General features: G+C 31.3%; 5 protein-coding genes. 3 read left to right on the top strand and 2 right to left on the bottom strand.

Annotated features, from left to right (window positions below; translation table 11 throughout):
• Nucleotides 1-724: 724 nt before the first annotated feature.
• Both CVD18_RS20930 and CVD18_RS20925 read right to left on the bottom strand, forming a co-directional pair.
• A complete protein-coding gene (locus CVD18_RS20930; RefSeq protein WP_103867431.1) occupies nt 725-958 on the bottom strand; it encodes a hypothetical protein in 234 nt (77 codons plus the stop codon).
• 80 nt (nt 959-1,038) lie between these two features.
• Nucleotides 1,039-1,881, bottom strand: coding sequence for a hypothetical protein (locus tag CVD18_RS20925; protein ID WP_103867430.1), 843 nt, complete (start codon nt 1,879-1,881; stop codon nt 1,039-1,041).
• Between the two features lie 253 nt (nt 1,882-2,134).
• Here CVD18_RS20925 and CVD18_RS20920 point away from each other — a divergent pair, with 253 nt between their 5' ends.
• The 3 genes from CVD18_RS20920 to CVD18_RS20910 all read left to right on the top strand — a co-directional run bounded on the left by CVD18_RS20920 (nt 2,135) and on the right by CVD18_RS20910 (nt 5,419).
• Complete coding sequence (locus CVD18_RS20920) at nt 2,135-2,416, top strand: hypothetical protein (protein WP_103867429.1); 282 nt, start codon at nt 2,135-2,137, stop codon at nt 2,414-2,416.
• A 257-nt stretch (nt 2,417-2,673) separates the two neighbouring features.
• A complete protein-coding gene (locus tag CVD18_RS20915; RefSeq protein WP_103867428.1) occupies nt 2,674-3,624 on the top strand; it encodes a BT4734/BF3469 family protein in 951 nt (316 codons plus the stop codon).
• Nucleotides 3,611-5,419 (top strand): DUF3987 domain-containing protein, encoded by a 1,809-nt coding sequence (locus tag CVD18_RS20910; protein WP_158250533.1) that lies wholly within the window; start codon nt 3,611-3,613, stop codon nt 5,417-5,419. The genes CVD18_RS20915 and CVD18_RS20910 overlap by 14 nt, the downstream gene beginning before the upstream one ends.
• The last annotated feature ends 826 nt before the right edge of the window (nt 5,420-6,245 follow it).

The following is a 6,245-nucleotide window of genomic DNA, read 5'->3' as shown; positions in this document are numbered from 1 at the left end:
AACTGCGGGACTTCCTTTCAAAGTCAATTTCTCAAGTTCTGCCGCCAATAAAGCCTGATCTTCAATGGATAACTTACCTATTTCAATTTTTATCTTTTCTAAATCCATGAATTAAAGATACGAATAATAGCAATTATAAACTAGAGCGAAAACAAAGTCTAAAGTACTAAAATTTAACACTTTAGACTTCATTAGTAGCTCCAAGCTTCCAGAGTTCGAACTTTTAATTATAAGGTTTAATAAACTACTTTGAAATGCAAAAAGAACTATTAAATGCTAATAATTTTACAAACTCCAAAACTCACAGATAATCCTTTTGTAAAATTTAAAATAAAACCATAATCTACATCTATATTTTATTGTATTTGTATAATAAAATATTATGTGTCAAATAAAGTTTAAATTGTCTTACAGAAGTTATGATTTAGCTTACTACACTAACAACGTGTCTATTGTAATCAGAACCCCATGAATATTCCTTCAATAAAAAAAGATAAAGAATGCTTCAAGCAATTACTACTGCTAAAACAACAAATAAAACAGATATCTATTCCTTAATAATTATAACCAAATAAGAATGGATGATATTAGAGAAACTGATAGAATAAGGGGACAAGCATATTCAATTGTAGCTAAATATTTGAATTAGTTAGCGGTAATTTCGCCTTTATTTATTAAAACGTAGAATTATTATAAATTATGATAAGAATTATCAAAAATCATTTTAATTCAAATTACTAAAATTTCTCAATCGCTGATTGTCTTTTGTTAATTCTTGTATGATCACTTGTAAGCCTGCTATTTTTTGAATCGCCCAACCTTCAAAAATCGCCCTGTCATCTACTTTAGGATGAATTTCTTTCACACTTGACAAATGATCTTTAAAATCTTTAATCATTTCCTCTGCTTGGGTATCGATCTTATCTGTCAAGCTATTAAAATCGTTTTCTAAATCCATGTTTTCTTAAGTTTAATTTATTAATATAGATATAAGTAAATACAAATCCACCTTTACTATTTGATATTTCAAGCTCCTTTTTACCCAAAACTATCTTCCATACTGGATTTTAAAAATTTACTATATTGTTCAATAGGTAATTCTAAAAATTGTTTCACTGCCCATATTTGTTTTACTTCAAATTGAGAAAAATTCATATCCTTAAAAGATTTATCTGATGAATATACCCTAAATTTTCGGCGAAAATAAGATACATACCTACAACAAATACCTGAACCAGACTCTAGGCTATTGTAAACAACAATATAAGGGGTATTTTCTTCAATATTCTCGTAAAATTCAATAAGATGATCACTCAAAGCAAGGCTACCAGGTAAACCACCGACCTTAGTCATACCGACATCACAAACCTCAAAAGCAAATGCCCCTTGTACTTCAGGAATTCTAATTTTTGAAAGGCGATCCAGATATAATGGATCAAAATAGTGTTGGACATAATTTTCAGTATTGGGCCCCATTATTACGTATACATTATACTGTTCTTTATTTTCAGGATCGTAGACTAAATTATTCATTAACAACCTTGTCGTATATCGTGCCTGCGCTTTATCTAAATCATCTTCTAACTGATTTATCTCTATTCTGGCATTTACATACTCCCTGAACAATGTGTCATAGTCATCTATTTGTTGATCAGGGTCTGGAAAAAAATCTTCTGGTAAATTATAGTACTCCGTAATTGCCCGTCTATTATAAATCTTGATCACCTTTTGTTTGTATAGACTATAAATCCCTTGTCGGGTCATATGCAACGCTTTGGCTAATCGATTGATACCACCTTTACGGTTCAATTTATTCTCTAAAATATAATCTTTTAGAATCTTACCATGATGATATTTCTCTGATGGATTTTGTTTGCTCATCCGTATGCGTTTACAATAGTTGGACAAATTTGTCTCAACAAAGTTACGAAATGTAAACAAAATTACTTTACATTTGTAAAAGAAATTTTCTTGCAAGAAGAAAAATATGTTCTTTAAAAGATAAATTTGTGCTTGAAGCACAGTTTTATAATCAAAATGGGGTTGGTTTTATTACAAAATTTCCAGATCCCTGTATTTTTCACGAATTATTTGTCAATATAATTGGTTTACATAATTATCAAAATTAAAACTTATGAAAGACTATAAGTACTGTATTAAGGAAAAACTGGAAGAGCTACCTGTAGCAAAATGCAAGGTTACTAAAGAAAAGATCATTACGGGGTTAAAAAAAACAGCAAGAACTTTTAATCGCTATTGTAATTTAATGGCAGATGACCACGCAGATATCCCTGCTCAGGATCTGGATATGATCGCATCTCATTTAGAATGCACAGCAGATGAACTGAAAAATTATAAAGTAAACAAATCTACGGTGATGTATAAAATCAAACGTAGACCCAGAAAAGCGGTATAGTCTTTAAATACTTCTTTTCTCTGACACATAGCAATAGTATATTTTCGCCTACCTCCTGCGCTCCTATTAGAATCTGTTATATGTGCTATTGTTTCTATTAAGGAAACTTAATTACATTTCTTTTACCATCATTACTGACATACAGCTTAATACTCTTAGACGTAAGAGTATGATATCTCCTGTTGTACAGGTATAGGCTTGTCATGTTTTTATGTGACTACTTTTTAAAATAATTATGATCATTTAAAACGATACATATGATCACTAAACAGCATATTTTACAGAAAACCCACTATGGGTTAAAAATCTTTGCTTATATCCTTAGACAGTATTATCCGAAAGAAACAATACTTCGAGTGAGTGGAAGCAAGTGTAAACCTACATTTAATCCATTTTCCAAACATCAAAGAAAAACGTTACAGATTACTCTCGTTAATCGTTGTGCCACTTATATTGATTTAGAAGATGCTACTAGTAAGGGAGATACATTTGACTTTGCTCAATTGCATTTTAAAGTAGATACAACAATAGAATTGTTACTAAAGATCAATCATACTTTACATTTGAACTTAGAAGCAAAGGTATCTACTTATAGCTTACGACAAGCCTATATTCAGAAGTATCTGGATACATTGCCTGATACTAAATGGGAACCAAGGTTTAGCTATTTTTCTAAAAACCTCTATAATCTTACTCCCACTAAAACCATTGGTTTATTAGAAGTCTACCAGATGCTTAAGGATATCTCCCGTAAGCACCGCACTACACACTTACGCAAACTATCTTCAGAAAAAGAACAAAAAGCGTATAAAAAGAAGTACTTTGATTATGTTACGTTTTCTGGAGTATTTACCAAACGAAACAACAATGCACTTCGGACACATTCAAAACTCTTAACAATTGATATCGATGGTATTCCTAATACTTCGGAATTAATTGACATCAGAAAGACTTTATTAAAAGACCCTTATTTCCCTTCTCAACTCTTATTTATGTCACCAAGAGGAAATGGGCTGAAATGGGTTATTAAAATAGCCTTGAATGAAGTTTCTCATACTGAATATTTCCAAGCAGTAATCAACTATCTAAAGGAAACTTACAATATTCAGATAGATACATCAGGTAGTGATGTTAGTCGAGGGTGTTTGCTACCCTATGACCCTAATCCATATATCCATCCAAAATATACAAGTGATGCTAAAATTTGAACCTAAAAAATACTTGCCATTAATATCAGAAACTGAAAATGAAAAAGTGAAAAATTCAGATGCTTCTGAAGCGCCTTTGGCAATTGATGATTATGAAAAAGTAAAAGAAGTAGTGACCACACTGGAAAATTCTAGTATTGACATTACTGGAAATTATGCAGACTGGATTAAAATCGGATTTGCCTTTGCTGATGCATTTGGAAATATGGGAGAGGAGTTATTTCTAAGAGTGAGTAGTAGTTATCCAAAGTATGATGCTGCTAACTGCCGAAAACAATACCAAAAATGTTTACAAAGTAATAATTCAGGAGCTACGTTAGGTACATTTTTCCATTTGGCAAGGGTAGCTGGAGTAACTCCCTCTCAGACCAAACCAAAGGTAGTATCATTACCGACACCCAAATCCAAAGTACCGATTTCTAAAGAAGAAGCGCTGCGAATGTCAGAAGTTCCTTTGCCTGTAATACCTACATCCGTTTACAAGCTATTACCTAAGTTTTTTAAAGAAATAACAATTCGCGCAACGAGTGATCAGGAAAAAGATTTATTGTTATTGGGTAGCTTAACAGCTATAAGTGCTTGCTTGCCTAATGTATGTGGTATGTATGATAACAGTATTGTATATCCTAATCTATTTTTGTTTGTGACTGCACCTGCTTCTTCTGGTAAGGGAAGGATTAACCTGTGTAGAAGATTGGTATATCCAATTCATAAATATAAAAGAGATATTACCAATTCTCAAAAAGTACAGTATGAAGTAGAAATGAGTGAGTATTTGGATCTTAAAAAAAGGAGAAAAGGAGAGGTTCCGTCAAAACCTGAAGAACCCAGAGAACAGCTCTTATTTATTCCTGCCAATAGTAGTGCAACAGGAGCTTTTGAATTATTGGCAAATAATGATGGAAAAGGACTCATCTTTGAAACGGAAGGAGATACCCTTGCACAAGCTTTTAAAAGTGAACATGGAAATTATAGTGATGGGCTTAGAAAAGCATTCCATCATGAACAAATAAGTTATTACAGGCGTACAACAAGTGAATATGTAGATATTCAAAATCCTCAACTATCCGCAGTGCTTTCTGGAACTGCGGATCAGGTATTATCTTTAATGCCTAATGCAGAAAACGGACTCTTTAGTCGGTTTATCTTTTTTGAAATGCAACGACAAAAAGAATGGAGAAATGTATTTCCCAACAATAATGAGCAATCATTAGATAGCACCTTTAATGATTTAGGCAATAAATACCTACAATACTATCAAACATTAGAAGGTTTTGGGAGTGAAATCAGGATTCATTTACAACCACACCAGATAGAACAATTCAATGCTTTTTTTAGCAAAGAATATGATAAATTCCAGTTCTTGCAAAAGACAGGGTTAGAAGCTTCTTTATTACGATTGGGATTGATATGTTATCGAATGATATTAATTTTTACTACCATTCGATCATTGGAAAATGGTACACTTTCCAGTATGCTATTTTGCCAAGATATTGATATGGAAAATGCTCTTGTTATTGTAGAAAATTTACTGGTACATACGCAAAAAGTATATCGCTACTTACCAGAAAAACAAACCATACTCTCAAGAGGTAAAACCAAAAAGGAAAGTTTTCTGGATGGATTGCCAACTTCTTTTTCTACTCAGCAATATAAGAGCGTGGCTTTAAAACTTCAAATACCAGAAAAAACTGCGGAACGTTACATCAATCAGTTTATAGAAAAAAAGTACATTCAAAGAGTATCACAAGGGCATTATATAAATGTACTTAAAGCGATAAAAAAGAAGAAATAAAATAACAATATGTCTCTGTTATAAATTATACTACCTTCCTACATTTTGAATTTATATATAAGCACATTAATTTAAATTTGATGTAAATGACTTACCGCTACTCAATAAATAATAGTGATATCCTTTTGACGTAACAATAATTAAAAAGGAAATTGGAATGCAAATTTCGTAAAAACATAGCTGTAAAAAATAGAAATCAGCACTTCAAAAACCTCAAAAATAACAGATTGAGGCTTTGAGGTTTTAAGGTTTTGAGGTTTTTGTAGTTTTTTACTTATTGAAAAAAGAAATATTTTTCCTACATTTTACTCAAGACCTTACCACTAAATGATAATGAGGGCTTCTTAAAAAAGGTGCTTATTTAATGAAATACACTTTTTTTTGTGGCAGTACTATTTATATATTTTTATCATTAAAAAAGATTTTTTGATTGTTTTTTATCAATAAAAAAACTAATTAAGAGCTTATTATTGAAAATAATGTAGCGCTATTGTTTATTATAGAAAGTAATTTGTAATTAAAAACATGTACTACTTTTCTTATACTTCTATCAAAACCTCAAAACCTCAGCAACTTTTATCTTCTAATGTTTGAATTGTCTCTCCCTAAAAAAGTTTACAGTTTATATCTTAATCCTAAAAGGCTATATTCTACTATATGACTGATTCAGTTGTTGTTTTCCAAATTTGCCATGCATTTTGTCCAGCAAGGGCATAGTAGTCAAAGGATTTGAGACGTTGGTTATTCTCTTTTATGCGTTCCAAGACCATAAACCAGTTCATATAATTCTGTAGATATTTAGTTGCCACTCCATTAAATGGTTTCA

Source organism: Aquimarina sp. I32.4 (genome assembly GCF_002924285.1).
Lineage (GTDB): Bacteria > Bacteroidota > Bacteroidia > Flavobacteriales > Flavobacteriaceae > Aquimarina.
This window is presented reverse-complemented; position numbering and strand designations above follow the sequence as displayed.

Bases quoted from the DNA above. Each gene is read 5' to 3' on its own strand.
- CVD18_RS20920 (WP_103867429.1), top strand. From the start codon at position 2,135: ATGAAAGACTATAAGTACTGTATTAAGGAAAAACTGGAAGAGCTACCT.
- CVD18_RS20925 (WP_103867430.1), bottom strand. From the start codon at position 1,881: ATGAGCAAACAAAATCCATCAGAGAAATATCATCATGGTAAGATTCTA.
- CVD18_RS20930 (WP_103867431.1), bottom strand. From the start codon at position 958: ATGGATTTAGAAAACGATTTTAATAGCTTGACAGATAAGATCGATACC.
- CVD18_RS20915 (WP_103867428.1), top strand. From the start codon at position 2,674: ATGATCACTAAACAGCATATTTTACAGAAAACCCACTATGGGTTAAAA.
- CVD18_RS20910 (WP_158250533.1), top strand. From the start codon at position 3,611: ATGCTAAAATTTGAACCTAAAAAATACTTGCCATTAATATCAGAAACT.